We start from the raw sequence: 15,325 nt of genomic DNA, 5'->3' as shown, positions 1-15,325 counted from the left end.
CTGATCAAGGCCCAGGGGCCGTGGCGGACCGTTGACCAGGTCGAGGTCGCCACTCTCGAATGGGTCGACTGGTTCAATCACCGGCGGTTGTACGAGCACTGCGGCGACCTGCCGCCCGCGGAGTACGAGGCCCTCTACTACCGTGATCACCGAACTCAGCCAGTCGCTGAGTTCTCAAACTCGTAAGTCTCCAGACATGCCGGGGCGATTCAAACTGTCGTTGTAGTAGTCGTTGCAGTACTAGATCAGGTCCAGCGGCTCCCCGAACCGGTCGTAGTAGACCTCGTAAGCGAGCCCGCCAAGATTGGCTGGATCACCGACGTCGATGTGTGCCGGCATCCGGCTCGGCTCTGTGAGAACCGCTTCGTACCTCACCCGCCCCTGGCTGACGACCCACTGCGCTGCATCTTCCAGGCCATCCTCGGACTCATCGGGCCCCAGATAGGACCGATATGGCTCGTCCTGTAGCTCGGCGGCGAAGTCCAAGAACAGATGTTGGAACTTGTAGACGGCGTCCTTCGGCAGTCGTCCAAGAATTTCGCGAAGGCGTTCACGGCTCCTCGCGGACTCCTCTACAACGTCCCAGAACCAGTCGACGTCCGGACCCTCGTCGTGACGAACATCGTCAGCCAAAGCCTCTCCCAATCTTGCAGACGAGCAGACCTACCGGCATCCCATCGGCGATGAGGCCGGCCCGACCGCAACCGCGCGCGATCACTTCATCCCAGCACACGCTTGGAGACCATGCCTTGTCGGAGACGCCCTAACGGGATGTCGACCCTTCCGGCTCCTCTGGCTTCTCCGTGTCCGCGGTGTCCTCCGCCTCCTCCGGGCCCTCTGGGGCGCCGGCGGCGTCCTCCACCTGTGGAGTGCGGGTCGGCCGGATGAGGATCTCCAGTGCGAGAAGCGCGACCAGGGCAATGACGACGATCCAGAACACGACCAGTCCGGTCGGGTACCGCCAGAACACCAACAGCAGGGCGGCGACCCCGATGATGAAGCACCGCAATGGCACTCGAGCCTGACCTGCCCACCGTTCCACGTTGGTGGGGGTCCGGTCGGTGCGTGGGTGTCGCACAAGGTCCAACGACTTCCCGTATCCGCGGCGTATGGCCATGGCCGAGGACGAGCCACCGATCAGGTACGCGCCGAGCGCGATAACCAGGCCCACCACCGCGACGGCACGCAGACTCGTCCGCAGTGGCACGGCGACGGTGTCGATGACGGCGGTCGCCGCGTCCGGGGACAGCACATCTGCCGGAACCGCGTCGAGGTAGAACGCGCGTCCGACCAGGATTCCCACTGCCAGAACGAACATTCCGACGGCGACGGCCAGACCCGCGAGGGACAGGGTGTGCAGCCGTCGGCCGCGGGGCGCGATGCCGACCGCAGCGGCGGCGCAGGCGATCCCCAGCCACGGAAGTATCGCCGAGGCCTTGTCGAGCGCGTTGACCGCGCGCTGGGCCTTGACCAGGTCGGGGGATTGGAACAGCACGAACTGCTTGTCCACCGTCGGGATGTTCTCGGCGAAGGAGAATCCCCGATCCGTCAGTTCGGTGCGCACGTTGTCGATGATCGTCGCCAAGGAGATGCTGACGGTGCCGCTCTGGTCGACCTCCACGGAGCTGGGGCCGTAGTTTCCGGTCACGACCGCCACGAGCGCGTTGTGCGCGGTTCGGTTCGCCTGGATCCAGAGGTCCTGGAACTGTTGGGATTCGACGAAGGAAAGCACGGTCTCGTGGACGAAGCTCTTCGCCTGTCCCGCGATCACCGGCGCCAGGCCGACGACTGCCTGATCGACGCGGGGTGCCTTCTCGTTCAGGTTCGAGACATCGACCAGCGCGTTCAGGGCGTCGGCGGTGAGTGCCTCGATGTCGACCCGCGAGAAGATCTCGTCGGTGACCTGATTGGTGATCTCCGATTGGACGGCAGGGTCCTCGGCGAGCGGTGCGACGGTGGTGACGTAGCGATCGGTATCGAGGATCTGACTGCGGGTGAATCGGGAGGTCACCGACACGATGGCGAGGAGGGCGACCAGGATCAGCAGGATCGTGACCGCCGTCCAACGCAGCCAGTGATGCGGAGTCCGCGGCGCCGCTCCGGCAGCGCCAGCGGTGTCGGATTCCCGAGCACGCAAAGTCGCGACCTCGGAGCGCAATCGGAGTAGTTCCGAACGCTCGTCGCTGTCGAGGGGGCGGTCGTTCGTGCCCTCGTCCATCACGCTCCAATCCGATACGGGCGGTCGTCGTGCGAGTCAGGCCTCCCGGGGGTTCCAGGTGGCCACCGCCCAGATCACGACTGTGTTGAGCGCGACGAGCAGGATGGCCCACAGCGGGTAGTAGGGCAACCACATGAAGTTGACGAGAATCGACAGCGAGCAGATCACCATCGCGGCGACCCGAGCCCAGGTCGCACCGGTGAAGAGGACGGCGCCGACCAGCGCGATGATCACGCCGAGCACGAGATGGATCCATCCCCAAGTGGTGACGTTGAACTTGTAGACGTACTCGAGTCCGACGACGAACACCTCGTCCTTCGCCACCGCGGAAATCCCTTGGAGGAACTCGAGCACACCGATGGTGACCAGCAGGACTGCCGCCCCCATCGACGTCCCTTTTGCTACACCCTGCTTGACCACATCGTCGGACATGACCTCGTCCCTTCACTGGAGGGTGAAACCGGCCTGGTGCGACTTATTCTCCTCCGAGAGGACGCATCACGGCACCGATTTCATCTTCCCTTTTCCTCGGGGCTCACCATGCGGACAGAATGGGCGCTCCACGGTCGTGATCCGCGCCCGCGAGACGGTCATTCACTACCTGTCGCGCGGTGATCCGGCAGTTCGATCGCGGTCGCTTCGTCGAACAGCGTCGGTTCGGTGGGGTTGCCGAACAGTTCCATCTGACGCGGCTTGATTGCGTGCGGTATCGGTCGACCAGGATCGGGCAGCGCGACGACGCGCAGTGCCGATCGCAGCGCCTCGTGGGTCTGCGCCCACGCCCTCGCCTCGTGGTCGCACACGTCGGCCTCCTCCGAATCACCATCGGCACGGGCCTGTTCCGCGGACTCGCGCCAGCTGATCTCCTGCTCCGACGTGGTTCGCAGATAGTCGAGGAGCGCGTCGCGGTCGTGACCGCACACCTCCGCGACCTCCTCCGCGCTGAGGACACCGGCGCCGTGTGGATCCAGATGGAGCAGCGTCAACAGCGCCGCAGGCAGGTCGTCGTCGGTGTCCACGGAATCGATGGGATCCGGGTTCTCGGCGTCGGGGGACTCGACACCCGAGTCGTCGTCCGCGAACCGCGATCCGTCGAATCGGGCAGCGAACCGTGCGTCGACGGTGGGCAGGAACTTCCCGATCACGTCGATCGCGTCGACGAGATGACGCGGAACGAAGGGGTTGCCGGAGATGTCGATCGACGCGTTCAGCCGATCCTCGTCGAGGGTGAACCGGATATCGGGCCACTGTTTGGTGAGGTCGCAGATGTTCTCGGCCGCCCGCGTGCGTCCCGCGACCGCGTGCAGCAGCGGAATCCACAGTCGCACGAGTGGCTTGTCCGGGTGGGCGATGACGAAGACGGGCTGACTGCCGAGGGTGAGGACGACGTCGCCGTCATCGTCGAGCTGCGGCACGAAGCCCAGCGCCTGATCGACCGTGCGCGAGATCAGTTCCCGGAGTTCGGACGGGTCGCGGGGTGCCACCGCGGCGGTCTCGTCGAGTGTCGAGGATGCCGGCCGCGCTCCGTCGGAGGTGTCCGGTGTATCGGCACCGAGGAGATCGGTGCCCTCGAGCGTGCCGATGATCTCGGGGTTCAGAAAACTCGGGTGGGGGACGCTCCAGACCTCTCGCAGGGTGGTGACGGTCATCGCGGCGAGCTGGTCGGCCCAGCGCTGTTCCTTGTCGACGAAGAACGCGGGCGATCCCTCGTCGGGTTCCTCGTCCGGCAGGCGGGTGGGCCGCTCCCATCCCAGCGCGCACAGGCGGTCCTCGGACTCCGGCGACAGCACGTGTCGCGGCGCGAGATACGCGTTGGACGACACCTCGCTCCGCACGTATTCGTCGTCCCACACGAGGAACTGCACCCACGGTGTGAATCCGTCCACCGTGGTCTCCTCGATCCAGTCGAGAATCAGGATGTCGTCGTTCCGCATCGCGGAGAGATGGTCGGCGAGTCGACTCTGGAATCGCGTCCAGGACCGGTCGATCGCGTGGTCGAAGCTGTCGAAATCGAACATGAGCCCCCCTGTCCTTCGGGATGGAGCGTCACTCGGGAGGCGCCCCGCGGGGCCCTCCGTGTCGTGCTGTCATCAAGGTAGCGCGGACCTCCGACAAGTTCGGGAACGGCCGGTCCGGCGCGTGTTCGTCAGTTCGCGAGCAGTGCCGCGGCGCCGGCGGGCAGCTCGGATCCGGGGCGGCGTCGGAAGAGCTCCGCGGGCCGGCCGGTCCCGCTGCTCGACATCCGCCCGGTCGTCTCGAGCGAGTCGATGACCGTCCGCCGGAACGAGTCCTTCGGCAGTGCGTGCCCGTGGATCGCCTCGTACAGGCGCCTCAGTTCGAGGACGGTGAACACCTCGGGCAGCAGTCCGGACGGGTCGACGCGGTGCGCGTAGCGGGTGCGCAGATCGTCGATCGCGTGCGACACCATTTCTGTGTGGTCGAACGCGAGTGGTTCGGTGACCACGCGGCCCTCGATGCGAACGAGTCTCGCGGCGTGCGGAAGTCGGCCCAGCGGGAGGGCCGCGCCGTGCGCCATCGACAGCACCCATCCGCGGTCGTCGCGATCGGGGGCGTCGAACATCGCGAGCTGATGGAAGTCGGTGCCGGTGAGACCCGCTTTGGTCTGCAGCGCGCGCTCGGCGGCGTCGGACAACCGCTCGGCCGGGCGCAGGAACGAACCGGGCAGGGCGAGTCCGCGCGGGCCCTCGACCACCAGGACGTTCAGCTCCCCGGCGTCGACGGTGAGCACCGCGACGTCGACGGCGACGGACGGACGGGGATAGTCGGTGAGGGCCTTGCCGGCCGTGTCGGACCACGTCGTCTTCGCTGCTCGTTTCGTCACCCTTGCAGATTAGCGCAGTGATGATCTAATGTTTAGCGCAGAATCGATCTAAAGGGGGTTCGGGTGGAGCTGAACGAACGGACGGCCGACCGCGCGGCGGGCGTGCTGCTCGCGACCGCGGCCGGCGACGCACTCGGTGCGGGATACGAATTCACCACTCCCGGAACGGGAACGGTGATCGACATGATCGGTGGGGGGATCGGCGCGTTCGCGCCCGGCGAGTGGACCGACGACACCTCGATGACGCTCGTGATCGCGGAGGTCGCGGCCTCGGGTCTCGACATCGGCAGTGGTCCCGGGCTGGATGCCGTTGCTGCGCAGTTCGTCCGGTGGTTCGACGCCGATCCGGCGGACATCGGGAACCAGACGTCCGCGGTGCTGTCCCGGCGGCCGGTGTCGGCGTCCGAGATGGCCGAGGTGGCGTGGGCGGTGCCGGGCCGTAAGGGCGGCAACGGCTCGCTGATGCGGACCGCGCCGGTGGCGCTGGCCTACCTCGACGACGTCGACGGGTGTGTGCGGGCGGCGCGCGCGATCGGATTGCTCACCCACCACGACACCCGTGCGGTCGAGGCGTGCGAGATGTGGACGTACGCGATCCGGCATGCCGTGCTGTACGGGACCTTCGACGGTGTCCGTGGCTTCCTCGACGGTGCGCCGCGGCCGACGCGTGAGTACTGGGCGCCGCTGCTCGACACGGCCGAACGCGGCGGTCCGGCGGACTTCCCGAACAACGGCTGGGTCGTCGACGCCCTGCTCACCGCGTGGTGGGCGATCACCACCACCGACCCGTCCGGTCCCGAGCATCTTCCGCGGGCGCTCGAGCAGGCCGTGCGCGCCGGACACGACACCGACACCACCGCCGCCATCGCCGGTGGCCTGCTCGGCGCGCGGTGGGGTGCGTCGGAGGTGCCGGACCGGTGGCGGCGGATGCTGCACGGCTGGCCGGGTTACCGCGGCGAGGACCTCGCCCGCATCGGCGTGCGGATCGCATCGGGGCGCACGGTAACCGCCACTACTCTTAACGGGGAGAACGCATGACAGTCATCGACATCGCCGAGGGCGACATCACCACGATGCGGGCGGACGCGATCGTCAACGCCGCGAACTCGTCGCTGCTCGGTGGTGGGGGAGTCGACGGTGCGATCCACCGCCGCGGCGGACCCGCCATCCTCGCGGCGTGCCGGCAGTTGCGTGCGACGACGCTGCCGGACGGGTTGGCGGAGGGGGCGGCCGTCGCGACCACCGCGGGCAGCCTGGCCGCGACGTGGGTGATCCACACCGTCGGCCCGCGCTACTCGCGCCACGAGGATCGCACCGCGTTGCTGCGGTCGTGTTATCGGAGCGGTCTCGCGGTCGCGGACGACCTCGGTGCGGCCACCGTCGCGTTCCCGCTGATCTCGGCGGGCGCCTTCGGCTGGCCCACCGACGACGCGGTGATGCAGGCGGTGTCGTCGATCCGGGCGACCCGCACGAACGTCGGCGTCGTCACGCTCGTCGCCTACGATCCCGCGGTGGCGGCGACGATGCGTCGCGCGGTCGGCTAGAGCGTGTTTCGCGATCGGCGAGATGTCTGTGCCATCCGCGGACCGCCGAGGGGGCGCGCCGGCTCGGCACTTGCGCGAGATTGTCGTAGCGGCGGTGCCGCTTTCGGATCGTCTGCCACGGACCGAATTCCGCTGGCACGTCACGCCCCGCAATACCGGCCCTGGAGCGGCAGCTGATGCCTTCGAACACCCGGCTTGGATCGGCGGATCCTACTGCACTACTTCTGTTCTCGCCGATCGAACAGGTCGCGGCGTGTCAACGTCCGTTTGATCGACGTGGCGCCTTATCGTCGGTTCGTCAAATTCGCGCATGTGCGCCCGCTGGCTGTCGGGTGATGGAGGTCGGGGTTCCTATGGTCGATACGAGCACGCTCAACGGTCGGTACGGCGACGTGGTTTTCGCTCATGGGCGCAGTGACGAGCGTGATCGCCTGGACGCGCTCACCCGTTCACTCGATGAGATCTCGTTCGCGCGGCTCGACACGCTGCCCATTCGGCCGGACTCGCGGTGTTTGGATATCGGCGCGGGTACCGGAACGGTTGCCGCGTCTCTCGCCGACCGTGTCGCTTCGGGGCACGTCATTGCTCTCGATCGAAGTATTGCTCTTCTGGATCCGAATGCCCGCGAGAACCTCGAGGTGGTGGAGGCGGATATCACCACGGCGGAGTTCCCGCCCGGGAGTTTCGATGTGATTCATGCACGGTTGGTCCTCCAGCACCTCTCCGATCGGGAAGAGGTCATCGGTCGTGCGGTGTCGTGGTTGGCGCCGGGCGGCTGGATCCTGTTGAGCGAAGGCATCGACCCGTTCAGTGCCACCTCTCCGAACGACCTGTACAGCAGGCTGATGGCTGGTTTCGTTGACGCCCTCTATCGGACGATGGGCACGGATATGAACTGCGCACGCAGCTACCCGGCAGTACTCGCCGAGAACGGGATCGTGAACATTGGTATCGATGCGCACGTGCCGCCGGTCAGTGGCGGCAGCCCGACGGCAGAGTTCTTTCGTCTGAGCTGCGGTCAGCTGCGTGAGCCGATCGTTGCTGCGGGCCACCTCGACAACGACGAGTTCGACGCAGCTATGGCGCTGCTCGACGACCCGACCTTCGTTGATCTTGCGACGGGAATGATGTCGGTGTGGGGGCAGCGGGGCTGACCATCAGCGCATCCGGGTTGCGTCGGCACTGGGCATCGCGAGACAGCCCACCACCGTCGCCGACGCTCCGGAAGACGAACTGCGGCAGTGGAGGGGCGGCGGTGCAGTCAGTCGCCGCCGCGCACGCCCTCGTAGTAGCCGCGGATGTGGTCGACGATGCGTCGTTCCGCGAGCGGGGCGTCGCCGGCGGTCACCGCGTCGACCAGTCCGCGGTGCTCGTGCCGCAGTCGGGTGCACGTTGTGGGCCAGGCGGCGATGTCCACACCGCCGACGACGTACGACTCGATCGACGCGCGGAGTCCGGCCATCATCGCGGCGATCACCTGGTTGCCGGCGGCGTCGGCCATCGCCACGTGGAACTGGGCGTCGAGGACGAGGAATTCGTCGGCAGTCAGTGTCGGCTCGTCCATCGAGTCGAGCAGTTCGACCGCCGCGGTCAGATCCGCTGGTCCGTTCTGCGCGAGCGCGCGCATCACCTCCGACTCGAGCACGAGACGGGTCTGCACGACGTCGGAGACGGGAAATCCGTGCGCGGCCACCTGCATCCGCATCAGCATCGTCATGCCGCCCGTCGGACGGGCGACGATCATGGCGCCGGCCGTCGGGCCGGACCCGGTCTGCGCCTTGAGCAGACCGAGCGCCTCCATCACGCGCAACGCCTCCCGGACGGACGACCGCCCGACGCCGAGATCGGCGGCGAGGGTGCGTTCGCCCGGGAGACGCTGACCGGGTAGGAGCTCCCCCGAGACCATCATCTCCTCGACCTTGCTGAGCACGTGCTCCCACGCACGCGGGTGCGGCGCGCTCGGCAGGTCGGGGGACGAGAACTCGGAGGACATGACAGGTCAGCCTAGGCGCAGTGCCCGGGTCGTCCGAGTGCCCGGTGTGCCGCCGATGATCATGGCAGCATCCAGTTGAGCACCGGCGTGGACTGCAGGTACACCAGAACACACAGGATGGCGAGCATGCCGAGGCTGTAGCCGATGACCTTGCGGAGCAGGATCGGCTCGCTGCCGGCCTGACCCACCGCGGTCGCCGCGATCGTCAGGTTCTGCGGGCTCACCAGCTTGCCGACCACTCCGCCGGACGTGTTGGCGGCCACCAGCAGTGTCGGATCGATGCCGGCGGTCTGTCCGGCGGTCTGTTGCAGCTTCGCGAACAGCGCGTTCGCCGACGTGTCGGATCCGGTGACGGCGGTGCCGAGCCAGCCGAGGATCGGGGAGAAGAACGCGAAGATCGATCCGGTCGCGGCGAGCCACGTACCGATCGCGACGGTCTGACCCGACTGGTTCATCACGTAGCTCAGGCCCAGGACCGTCGCGACGGTCGCGATCGGCAGGCGCATCTTCACCACGGTCACGCCGAACGTCGTGACCGAGTCGCGGGCGGTGAGGCTGAAGCGTCCGTCGTTCGTCCAGATCGCGTAGACGATCGTGACGATGATGCCGCAGATCAGCAGGAGAGTGCCGGGGTTCGACAGCCACGAGAAGTTGAAGATCGCGCTGGACGCGGGATCGCCGCTGCCGGTGAGCAGGTTGCCGTACAGGCCGGGCCACTCCACCTTCCGGTCGGTGCGCGCCAGCCAGGCGGGCACATCGAAGCCGAGGGTCCACAGCTTCGCGATGCCGAACACGACGACCACGAGCAGGTACGGGAACAGGGACAGGAACACGCGCGACGGGCCGAGGCGCTCGGCCTCGACGTGCGAGCGCTGATCCTCGGGGGTCTTCGGCGCCCAGAACTGCAGCATGATCACCGCGGCGGCGAGTCCGGCGAGCGCGGCGACGACGTCGGTGAGCTCGTACGAGAAGTGGCTCGAGCACCAGAACTGGGCCAGGGCGAACACGGCGCCGGTGACGAGCGCGATCGGCCAGGCCTGCTTCATGCCGCGGCGGCCGTCGACCAGGAACAGCAGCAGCAGCGGCACGAACAGCGCGAGAAGCGGGGTCTGGCGTCCGACCACGGCAGCGATCTCGGTGGCCGGGATGTCGGTGAGGTTGCCGGCGGTGGTGATCGGAATCGCCATGGCGCCGAAGGCAACCGGTGCGGTGTTGGCGACCAGCACGGTGACGGCGGCCCGGATCGGGGGCATGCCGAGCGCGATCAGCATCGCGCCGGTGATCGCGACGGGAGCGCCGAATCCGGCGAGCGCCTCGAGCATGCCGCCGAAGCAGAAGGCGATCAGCATGGCCTGCACGCGCATGTCGCCGCGGCCGATCGAGTTGAACACCCGGCGCAGATCCTCGAACCGGCCGCTGACGACGGTCAGTTCGTAGAACCAGATCGCGGTGACGACGATCCACATCACGGGGAACAGGCCGAAGGCGATGCCCTGTAGGGCGGACAGTCCGGTCAGCGACGCCGGCATGTCGAAGCCGATGATCGCGACCAGTGCCGCGACCGCGAGCGCGCCGAGCCCGGCGTACCAGGCCTTGAGTTTGAAACCGGCCAACAGCACGAAGAAGGTGGCCAGCGGGACGAGGCCGACCAGCGCCGAGGCGGTGAGGCTGCCGCCGACGGCATCGGTCGCGGGGGTGAAGGTCACCGCGAGAAGCTCGGTTTCCACATGTAACTCCTGGTTCGCGCCGGGGTGACGGCGACTCGGGGACAGGCCGGATATGACCGCTGTGTGGTCAGACCACAGGGACCGTACACGATGACCCCGATCACATTCGAGGTCTGGACGAAACTTGGTGCAGAACTCCCGCTCGTGTGTGTCTGGCCGTTGACCATGCGTTACTGTGGTCAGACCACACCGTCGGACGATTCCGGAGATCCGCATGCGAATCGCGATTTTCGCCACGTGCATGGGGGACACGATGTTCCCGAATGCCCCCCGAGCGACCGCCCTCCTGCTGACTCGGCTGGGGCACGAAGTCGTGTTTCCGCCAGCACAGACATGTTGCGGGCAGATGCACGTCAACACGGGCTACCAGCCCGACGCGCTGCCGCTCGTGGAGAACTACGCCGACACGTTCGGCGACACCTCGATCGACGCGGTCGTCGCGCCGTCCGGTTCCTGCGTCGGCTCGGTGCGCCACCAGCATGAGATCGTGGCCTCCCGCTACGGGAGCGCGGGGCTGTGCGGACGGGTCGACACCGTCAAGGCCAAGACCTACGAGCTGTCCGAGCTGTTGGTCGACGTCCTGGGCGTCACCGACGTCGGCGCGTACTACCCGCATCGGGTCACCTACCACCCGACCTGCCACTCGCTGCGCATGCTCGGTGTCGGCGACAAGCCGTTGCAGCTGCTGCGGGCGGTCCGCGAGATCGACCTCGTGGAGCTGCCCGAGGCCGACTCCTGCTGCGGGTTCGGTGGCACCTTCGCGATCAAGAACGCCGAGACGTCGACGGCGATGCTCGCCGACAAGATCCGCAACATCGGCGACACCGGTGCCGAATTCTGTTGCGCCAGCGACTCGTCCTGTCTGATGCACATCGGTGGCGGGATGTCCCGGTTGCGGATGGGTGCCCGGACGGTGCATCTGGCCGAGATCCTCGCCTCCGTCGAGTCCGATGTGGAGGTGTCCGCATGAGCGGCGTTGCGCTCGGACTGCCGGCGTTCCCGCCCCGCGCGCCCAAGGGTGTCGGGTTCCTGCGCGGCACCGAGAAGTTCCCGGCGGCCGCGCACCACGAGCTGGCCAACACGCAGCTGCGCAGCAACATCGGCAAGGCCACCCACACCATTCGCGCCAAGCGGCTGAACGTGACCGGCGAGCTGCCCGACTGGGAGGACCTGCGCGACGCCGGGTCCGCGATCAAGACCGACGTGATGAATCGGCTGCCCGAGCTGCTCGTGCAGCTCGAGGCGGCGGTCACCGCGCGCGGCGGGACCGTGCACTGGGCGGCCGACGCGAACGAGGCCAACGAGATCGTCACCCGTCTGGTCCGGGAGACCGGCTCCGACGAGGTCATCAAGGTCAAGTCGATGGCCACGCAGGAGATCGAGCTCAACGAGCACCTCGAGGCGAACGGCATCCACGCGTACGAGACCGACCTGGCCGAGCTGATCGTCCAGCTCGGCCACGACAAGCCGTCGCACATCCTCGTCCCGGCGATCCACCGCAACCGCGCGGAGATCAGGGAGATCTTCCTGCGCGAGATGGCCGACGTCGACCCCGCACTCGACGACGACCCCAGGCACCTCGCTGCCGCGGCGCGGAAGTTCCTGCGGCACAAGTTCATGACCGTGCCGGTCGCGATCTCGGGCGCCAACTTCGGTGTTGCCGAGACCGGCACGCTCGGTGTCGTCGAGTCCGAGGGCAACGGGCGCATGTGCCTCACGCTGCCGCAGACCCTGATCACCGTGATGGGCATCGAGAAGGTGGTCCCCACGTACCGGGACCTCGAGGTGTTCCTGCAGCTGCTGCCGCGGTCGTCGACCGGTGAGCGGATGAATCCGTACACCTCGATGTGGACCGGCGTCACGCCCGGTGACGGCCCGCAGGACTTCCACCTGGTGCTGCTCGACAACGGCCGCACCGCCGCCCTCGCCGACAGCATCGGCCGGCAGGCCCTCAACTGCATCCGCTGCTCGGCGTGTCTGAACGTGTGCCCGGTCTACGAGCGCACCGGCGGTCACGCCTACGGCTCCACCTATCCGGGTCCCATCGGCGCGGTCCTCACCCCGCAGCTCGCGGGCATGGACGGCAAGGACGACCCCAACTCGACGCTGCCGTTCGCGTCGAGCCTGTGCGGCGCGTGCTTCGACGCCTGCCCCGTCAAGATCGACATCCCGTCGCTGCTCGTGGAGCTGCGGCACCAGAAGGTGGAGCAGTCGCGGTTCGGTGCCGAGGCGGCTGCGATGAAGGCGGCGTCCGTGGTGATGTCGTCGGCCAAGCGATTCACGTTGGCGCAGAAGGCGGCCGGCCTGGGTCGGGTGATGGCGGGTAAGAAGGGCAAGATCTCGACGCTGCCGCCGCCACTGAGCGGGTGGACCGCCGCCCGGGACATTCCTGCTCCGCCGAAGCAGACGTTCCGGCAGTGGTGGGATTCGGCCGAGGGCCGCGCCGCGATCGCGGATGCACGAAAGGACGGTCAGTGATGAGTTCGCGTGACGTGATCATGGGCCGGATCCGGGACGCGCTGACGCTCGCCCCACCGGTCCCGCAGGAGATTCCGCGCACCTACCGGACCGGACGCACGATGCCCGACGCCGAACGCGTCGAGCTGCTGGTGGACCGGCTGGTCGACTACAAGGCCGTGGTGCACCGCAGCTCGGTGGCCGAGCTGCCCGAGGTGCTCGCACGGGTGCTCGGTGATGTCGGAGCGCGCCGTGTCGGTGTGCCTGCCGGACTGGATGATTCGTGGCTGTCGCAGTTCGGCGGCGAGATCGTCGTCGACTCCGCGGACATTCCGGCACCGGAGCTGTCCGACCTGGACGGCGTCGTCACCGCGTCCGCAGTGTCGTGCGCCGAGACCGGCACCATCTTCCTCGACGCACGCCCGGATCAGGGCCGTCGCGCACTGACCCTGGTGCCCGACCTGCACGTGTGCGTCGTGACCGTCGACAGCATCGAGGTGGGCGTACCCGAGGCCATGGCGCGCCTGGTGCCGGAGCGGCCCACCACCATGATCAGCGGGCCGTCGGCGACCTCGGACATCGAACTCGAACGCGTCGAGGGCGTCCACGGGCCCCGGAACCTGCACGTCGTCATCGTGGGCTGAGCAGTTCTCAGCGTTGTACGGCGGACCTGCGGATTCTCTCGCTCTCGGCAAACCGGTCCGCGAAAGCCCCACGGTAGTTGGACGATTGTCTGTATAAAGGTGCCCGTGCGTGATTCGTATCGCGCACGGGCACCTCTTTCGCTGGGCTCCTGCAGTCACATGCTGCGGGAATGTGCTTGATCGAACGGAGATCTGTGTGGCCCGATCCGCAGTCTGTCGTATCGCCGCCCCAACCGCTCCGACACCCAGCGCAGGGCCACTCAACCAACGGTGCGACCTCGATGTCGGCGGTCGCGACACCAGCGAGCAAAGGAAACACATGACATCACGAGCGATGACGCGTGGCATCGCCGTCGGCGCGGCAACGACACTGACGGCTGGTGCATTCGCCCTCCTCGGCGCAGGTGTCGCCGGCGCAGCCCCCGGGTCGATCACCTGGGACGACGGAAGCTCCCGTTTCACCCGCACCGTCAGCAACACCGCCCCCGCGGTCGGCGACACGATCACCGTGACGACGAAGTTCGACCGGACCAGCTGGGTCGACGAGTTCATCTACAACGTCAAGGACCGGCACCCGTCCTGCCTGGCCTACGTCCCGGGCTCGGCCAAGATGATCGGCCAGAGCGAATACCCTGTCTCCAATCCCGAGGTCGTCGCCGACGAGGGCAACGGGACCGGCTACGTCCGCGCTTCCTGGGGCGTCACCGACTGGGTGGTCCAGAATCGCCCCGGTTTCTTCCGGAACCCCGTCTTCAGCGTCAGCTACAAGGTCGGCCAGAACTGCGCCCGTGATACCGCCCTGGCCACCGGCATGGACTACGGCGGATCGCTCGGCAGCGGGAACTACGGCACCATGGGCCCGTCGATCACGATGGCCAAGACCGCCACCACGACCACCCTCGACCCCGTCGCCGGCGCCCGCGTCGGCGTGCCGAGCACGCTGACCGCCACCGTCACCGGCGGCGCGGCGGGTGACACCGTCGAATTCCGCGACGGCGCAACCGTAATCGGCCAGGCCACCATCGATGCCGGCGGAACCGCGACCCTCGCCTGGACCCCCACTCTCCGGGGCAGCCATGCACTCTCCGCGGGCTTCCTCGACACCGCGTTCTCCACCGCGTCCCAGTCGGGGACGATCACCGTGCAGGTCGCCGAGCAGAACATCACCTCGACGGTCGCGCTTGCGCCGGTGACCGGCGCCCAGGTCGGCCGCGCCTCCACCGTCACCGCCACGGTCAGCCCCACCGCGGCAGGTGGCACCGTCGAACTCCGCGACGGCACCACGACACTGGCGACCTTGCCGGTCGGCAACGACGGGAAGGTCACCTACCAGTGGGTGCCCACGGTGGCCGGCAGCCACACCCTCACCGCCACCTTCTCCGGCCGTGACGGCGTCACCGGATCGGGCACCACCGTGCAGGTCAACGTCGCCGAGGCACCCGTCTCCACCACCGACTCGACCACCACCCTCAACCCGCTCGGCAGCGTCGCCGTCGGCACGGCCACGACCCTGACGGCGAAGGTCAACCCCGCCAACGCCGGCGGTACCGTCACCTTCAAGGACGGCGGCACCGTCATCGGCACCGGCCAGGTCGGATCCGACGGGACTGCCACCACCGCGTGGACCCCGGCCACCGCCGGCCAGCGGACCGTCACCGCCGAGTACTCGGGCCAGGGCACCGTCAACGCCTCCTCCGATCAGGTGTCCGTGATCGTCGCGCCCGGCGGCGACCCCGGAGGCCCCGGAACCGGCGGAACCGGCAGCCTCGGCTCGCTCGGCGGCTTCGGATCCGGCAACTAGCAAGTAGCGCGCAGCCACCGACAACGACGGGGTCTGTTCCCGGCCGACAACGGCCCGGGAACAGACCCCGCTCGACCTGGTGCCGAGAATGTTCTGGCG

The 15,325-nt window shown here is 67.8% G+C and carries 15 protein-coding genes and 1 pseudogene; 8 read left to right on the top strand and 8 right to left on the bottom strand.

The window, feature by feature from the left end; genetic code table 11:
- Positions 1–186 (top strand): IS3 family transposase (locus DEU38_RS15580; protein WP_181818803.1); only part of this gene is annotated, 186 nt, incomplete at its 5' end.
- A 54-nt stretch (positions 187–240) separates the two neighbouring features.
- On the opposite strand, the gene DEU38_RS15575 is transcribed toward DEU38_RS15580, so the two are convergent.
- The 5 genes from DEU38_RS15575 to DEU38_RS15555 all read right to left on the bottom strand — a co-directional run bounded on the left by DEU38_RS15575 (position 241) and on the right by DEU38_RS15555 (position 5,060).
- Positions 241–633 carry a DUF4240 domain-containing protein gene (locus DEU38_RS15575; protein ID WP_181818802.1) on the bottom strand — a complete coding sequence of 131 codons (393 nt, stop codon included), beginning with the start codon at positions 631–633 and terminating at the stop codon, positions 241–243.
- A gap of 130 nt (positions 634–763) precedes the next feature.
- The gene (locus DEU38_RS15570; protein ID WP_258557933.1) at positions 764–2,218 is read right to left on the bottom strand and encodes a hypothetical protein; all 1,455 of its coding nucleotides are present in this window, start codon (positions 2,216–2,218) and stop codon (positions 764–766) included.
- A 36-nt stretch (positions 2,219–2,254) separates the two neighbouring features.
- Positions 2,255–2,650 (bottom strand): hypothetical protein, encoded by a 396-nt coding sequence (locus DEU38_RS15565; RefSeq protein ID WP_114722303.1) that lies wholly within the window; start codon positions 2,648–2,650, stop codon positions 2,255–2,257.
- Positions 2,651–2,808: 158 nt separating this feature from the next.
- Positions 2,809–4,236, bottom strand: a complete 1,428-nt coding sequence (locus tag DEU38_RS15560; RefSeq protein ID WP_114722302.1) for a T3SS (YopN, CesT) and YbjN peptide-binding chaperone 1 — start codon at positions 4,234–4,236, stop codon at positions 2,809–2,811.
- Positions 4,237–4,364: 128 nt separating this feature from the next.
- On the bottom strand, positions 4,365–5,060 hold the full coding sequence (locus DEU38_RS15555) for an NrtR DNA-binding winged helix domain-containing protein (protein WP_114722301.1): 696 nt from the start codon (positions 5,058–5,060) through the stop codon (positions 4,365–4,367).
- A gap of 63 nt (positions 5,061–5,123) precedes the next feature.
- Here DEU38_RS15555 and DEU38_RS15550 point away from each other — a divergent pair, with 63 nt between their 5' ends.
- Together DEU38_RS15550 and DEU38_RS15545 are read left to right on the top strand one after the other, a co-directional pair.
- Positions 5,124–6,098: an ADP-ribosylglycohydrolase family protein gene (locus tag DEU38_RS15550; RefSeq protein ID WP_114722300.1), complete on the top strand. Its 975-nt coding sequence runs from the start codon at positions 5,124–5,126 to the stop codon at positions 6,096–6,098.
- The gene (locus tag DEU38_RS15545) at positions 6,095–6,604 is read left to right on the top strand and encodes an O-acetyl-ADP-ribose deacetylase (RefSeq protein WP_114722299.1); all 510 of its coding nucleotides are present in this window, start codon (positions 6,095–6,097) and stop codon (positions 6,602–6,604) included. Before DEU38_RS15550 ends, DEU38_RS15545 begins: the two co-directional genes overlap by 4 nt.
- 85 nt (positions 6,605–6,689) lie before the next feature.
- On the opposite strand, the pseudogene DEU38_RS29225 reads toward DEU38_RS15545, so the two are convergent.
- Positions 6,690–6,791 (bottom strand): annotated as a pseudogene (locus DEU38_RS29225) (IS5 family transposase); the annotation flags it as partial.
- 166 nt (positions 6,792–6,957) lie between these two features.
- On the opposite strand from DEU38_RS29225, the gene DEU38_RS15535 reads away from it, so the two are divergent.
- The gene (locus DEU38_RS15535; RefSeq protein ID WP_181818801.1) at positions 6,958–7,758 is read left to right on the top strand and encodes a class I SAM-dependent methyltransferase; all 801 of its coding nucleotides are present in this window, start codon (positions 6,958–6,960) and stop codon (positions 7,756–7,758) included.
- A gap of 107 nt (positions 7,759–7,865) precedes the next feature.
- On the opposite strand, the gene DEU38_RS15530 is transcribed toward DEU38_RS15535, so the two are convergent.
- Both DEU38_RS15530 and DEU38_RS15525 read right to left on the bottom strand, forming a co-directional pair.
- Positions 7,866–8,597, bottom strand: a complete 732-nt coding sequence (locus tag DEU38_RS15530) for a FadR/GntR family transcriptional regulator (protein ID WP_114722297.1) — start codon at positions 8,595–8,597, stop codon at positions 7,866–7,868.
- 59 nt (positions 8,598–8,656) lie between these two features.
- On the bottom strand, positions 8,657–10,324 hold the full coding sequence (locus tag DEU38_RS15525) for an L-lactate permease (RefSeq protein WP_114722296.1): 1,668 nt from the start codon (positions 10,322–10,324) through the stop codon (positions 8,657–8,659).
- Positions 10,325–10,538: 214 nt separating this feature from the next.
- Here DEU38_RS15525 and DEU38_RS15520 point away from each other — a divergent pair, with 214 nt between their 5' ends.
- The 4 genes from DEU38_RS15520 to DEU38_RS15505 all read left to right on the top strand — a co-directional run bounded on the left by DEU38_RS15520 (position 10,539) and on the right by DEU38_RS15505 (position 15,226).
- Positions 10,539–11,294, top strand: coding sequence for a (Fe-S)-binding protein (locus tag DEU38_RS15520; protein WP_114722295.1), 756 nt, complete (start codon positions 10,539–10,541; stop codon positions 11,292–11,294).
- Complete coding sequence (locus tag DEU38_RS15515; protein ID WP_114722294.1) at positions 11,291–12,802, top strand: LutB/LldF family L-lactate oxidation iron-sulfur protein; 1,512 nt, start codon at positions 11,291–11,293, stop codon at positions 12,800–12,802. Before DEU38_RS15520 ends, DEU38_RS15515 begins: the two co-directional genes overlap by 4 nt.
- Entirely contained in the window at positions 12,802–13,425 is a 624-nt protein-coding gene (locus DEU38_RS15510) for an LUD domain-containing protein (RefSeq protein ID WP_114722293.1), read from the top strand. Before DEU38_RS15515 ends, DEU38_RS15510 begins: the two co-directional genes overlap by 1 nt.
- 319 nt (positions 13,426–13,744) lie before the next feature.
- The gene (locus tag DEU38_RS15505; protein WP_114722292.1) at positions 13,745–15,226 is read left to right on the top strand and encodes an Ig-like domain-containing protein; all 1,482 of its coding nucleotides are present in this window, start codon (positions 13,745–13,747) and stop codon (positions 15,224–15,226) included.
- The last annotated feature ends 99 nt before the right edge of the window (positions 15,227–15,325 follow it).

The organism is Rhodococcus sp. AG1013, assembly GCF_003350365.1.
Lineage (GTDB): Bacteria > Actinomycetota > Actinomycetes > Mycobacteriales > Mycobacteriaceae > Prescottella.
This window is presented reverse-complemented; position numbering and strand designations above follow the sequence as displayed.

Coding starts and splice junctions, on each gene's coding strand:
- DEU38_RS15570 (WP_258557933.1), bottom strand. CDS start 2,218: ATGGACGAGGGCACGAACGACCGCCCCCTCGACAGCGACGAGCGTTCG.
- DEU38_RS15565 (WP_114722303.1), bottom strand. CDS start 2,650: ATGTCCGACGATGTGGTCAAGCAGGGTGTAGCAAAAGGGACGTCGATG.
- DEU38_RS15560 (WP_114722302.1), bottom strand. CDS start 4,236: ATGTTCGATTTCGACAGCTTCGACCACGCGATCGACCGGTCCTGGACG.
- DEU38_RS15545 (WP_114722299.1), top strand. CDS start 6,095: ATGACAGTCATCGACATCGCCGAGGGCGACATCACCACGATGCGGGCG.
- DEU38_RS15535 (WP_181818801.1), top strand. CDS start 6,958: ATGGTCGATACGAGCACGCTCAACGGTCGGTACGGCGACGTGGTTTTC.
- DEU38_RS15530 (WP_114722297.1), bottom strand. CDS start 8,597: ATGTCCTCCGAGTTCTCGTCCCCCGACCTGCCGAGCGCGCCGCACCCG.
- DEU38_RS15520 (WP_114722295.1), top strand. CDS start 10,539: ATGCGAATCGCGATTTTCGCCACGTGCATGGGGGACACGATGTTCCCG.
- DEU38_RS15515 (WP_114722294.1), top strand. CDS start 11,291: ATGAGCGGCGTTGCGCTCGGACTGCCGGCGTTCCCGCCCCGCGCGCCC.
- DEU38_RS15510 (WP_114722293.1), top strand. CDS start 12,802: ATGAGTTCGCGTGACGTGATCATGGGCCGGATCCGGGACGCGCTGACG.
- DEU38_RS15505 (WP_114722292.1), top strand. CDS start 13,745: ATGACATCACGAGCGATGACGCGTGGCATCGCCGTCGGCGCGGCAACG.